Annotated in this window: 4 protein-coding genes; 3 read left to right on the forward strand and 1 reads right to left on the reverse strand. The window is 62.8% G+C overall.

Annotation, left to right across the window (positions count from 1 at the left end; translation table 11 throughout):
- Positions 1–468, forward strand: a 468-nt coding sequence (locus AC1DU6_RS27335) for an RICIN domain-containing protein (RefSeq protein WP_477860964.1), incomplete at its 5' end; no start/stop codon positions are given.
- A gap of 57 nt (positions 469–525) precedes the next feature.
- Positions 526–909: a hypothetical protein gene (locus AC1DU6_RS27340; protein WP_457325148.1), complete on the forward strand. Its 384-nt coding sequence runs from the start codon at positions 526–528 to the stop codon at positions 907–909.
- A 388-nt stretch (positions 910–1,297) separates the two neighbouring features.
- Here AC1DU6_RS27340 and AC1DU6_RS27345 read toward each other — a convergent pair whose 3' ends face one another.
- Positions 1,298–1,750 carry a nuclear transport factor 2 family protein gene (locus tag AC1DU6_RS27345; RefSeq protein WP_457391423.1) on the reverse strand — a complete coding sequence of 151 codons (453 nt, stop codon included), beginning with the start codon at positions 1,748–1,750 and terminating at the stop codon, positions 1,298–1,300.
- A gap of 185 nt (positions 1,751–1,935) precedes the next feature.
- On the opposite strand from AC1DU6_RS27345, the gene AC1DU6_RS27350 reads away from it, so the two are divergent.
- On the forward strand, positions 1,936–2,452 hold a 517-nt coding region (locus AC1DU6_RS27350), incomplete at its 3' end, for a hypothetical protein (RefSeq protein WP_477860967.1).

Consider the following 2,452-nt stretch of genomic DNA (forward strand, 5'->3'; position numbering starts at 1 on the left):
GTCCAGGCCAATCTGGTCGCGGCGAAATACGCGGCCGACATTTCCACGACGCTGGCGGGCCGTGCGATCAAGAATGAGTACAACGGTCTCTGTCTCGACGACTACAACTCGGCCACCGCGGCCGGCTCGCCCGTCGTGCAGTGGACGTGCAACGGGTCGGCGGCGCAGCAATGGAATATCGTGCCTGCGGCCGACGGCTACGTCACGATCGTCAACGTCAACAGCGGCCTGTGCCTCGACGATACCGACGGGAAGACCGCCCCCGGCTCCGCCATCCAGCAATCCACCTGCAACGGCCAGGCCGTCCAGCAATGGCGCCTCGTCAACGCGGACGGCGGCCAGCTCAACATCGTCAACCGCAACAGCAACCTCTGCCTGGATGACTTCAACGGCGGGAAGACCCCCGGCGCGGAAGTACGGCAGTGGCAGTGCACCGGCGGGGTCGTGCAGTGGTGGAGCATTCTTTGACATCGTGCCGGTGGAATTCTTCCCGTTCGGCCTCTACTCCGACGCCGGCTCCTTGACATGCGGCTGGCCGCGCCGCTGATCGCCGGCAACGACCTGTCGAAGATGGACGCCGAGACGCTGCGCATCCTCACCAACAAGGATGTCATCGCCGCCGACCAGGATCCACTGGGCAAGCAAGGCCACCGCACACTGAAGGAAGGCGATCTTGAGGTCTCGGTGCGTCCGCTGTCTGGCGGTGAGCACGCGGTGGTGCTGTTCAACCGCGGCAAGACGCCGGCCAACATGAAGGTGGTTTGGGACCTGCTCCAGTTGCCCATCGACCAGAAGGCCGACGTGAAGGACCTGTGGAGCAAGAAGGTCACGAAGAACGTCAGCGGCAGCTATGGCGGCAAGGTCGCGCCTCACGGCGTGATCATGGTGCGCATCATGCCGCTGCGCTGACGGCAGGCACATGCGCTGACGACGGGCAGACCATGATCGCCGTTGCCCATGACGCCGAGCATCGCCAAGCCGGCGCATTGAAACGCAGGACGGGCCCAGCGACTTCGGGTCGCTGACCCATGACGACGCCATCCATGCTCAGACTCGCATTCACCCCGCTGCTCGGCGCACTCATGCCGTCGGGAGGCACTTCGGCCGCGCCCGAAGCGCCTCCCGCGAAGCCGCGCCTCGTCGTCCTCACCGACATCGCGTGCGGGCCTCGGTAATGGCACTGTGATCCGCTGGAGGACACGCCTGGTTCGAGCCCGCGCGAGTCGTTGCGCGCCTCAAGGCTGATGGGCGTGCGCGAAGCAGGTCTTCATCCGCATTCGCAACGACATCCCCGCACTTACCGAACCTTGGCACCCATGCTTTGCACGACCACCCAGCGGCCGTCGCGCTTTTTCAGGATGTCCGCATAGACGAGTTCCATATAGATCTCCCGACCGTCGACGAATCTCTTCTCGGCCACGTTGCCCTGAGCAATGGCGACTTCACCGAAGACCTGTACATCGATCGGCCGCAGCTCGAACCACGTAAGCCTCTTCTTRCCCGTCTTGACGTCGTTCAGGAGCATTCGCTTGGTTGATACGCCGCCCGATGATCCGACCGACACCCAGTCATCACCAAAAATTTGGTCAATCTTGTCGATGTCGAGTGCCACCATCGCATCCCCCATCTCTTTCCCTAGCTGCCTGATTTCCTCGACGGCCGCCTGCGTCGAAGGAGGAACCGGTGTGTCAGCCAGGGCAGCGACCGTGAGCGACCAGAATGAAAGAATCAAAGCCATCGATCGTTTCATATTGCCATCTCCGTTTGGTTGTGTGAGATCTCCCCGCGTGCCTCTCGAGGGCCCGGGCCCGTGCGCAGCGACTTGAGTCAGTCTAGGCAGTCCGCAGGGACGAGGCCAGACCGCTCCCTGCATGCCGGCCGCCGTTCGCTGCAGAACGCGTGGAGGCTAATTGCGCCTAAGGTATCGTCGCCGGCATGCTCTCCTTGGGACGGTATGCAGCCTCGAGCCGTTGGCGCTGGATCGCCGCAGCCTGGACGGCCGGCGCGCTGTTCGACGCGTGTCAAACCGTGGCGATCATGCGCCTGGAAGGCAGAACGCATCCCTGGGCGCCGTTGTTCTTGATCGAACTGGCCCTGTGGTTGCCATGGGCGTTGGCGACGCCACTCGTCGTCCAGCTGGCCTTGCGCTACCCGCTCATTCGCAGAGCCAGCGTAGGCACCGTCACGCTGCATCTGGCAACGTTCGCCATCATCAGCACGATCACTGAATGCTGGTATGCGTGGCTCCAGACGATCTTCAATCCGTGGGGCAACAAGCGCTGGCCGACGTTCGGGGAAACGTGGAGCACGTCGCTTGTCTACCAGCTATTGACGTTCACCATCGCCTACACGCTGATATTGACTGTGACCTATCTGGTGGACGCGAAGGACCGCATCACCAAGCAGGTGACAGAAGCTGCCCGAATCAATGAAGAGCTGACCAGAGCGCAGC

The organism is Roseateles sp. P5_B10 (assembly GCF_056400485.1).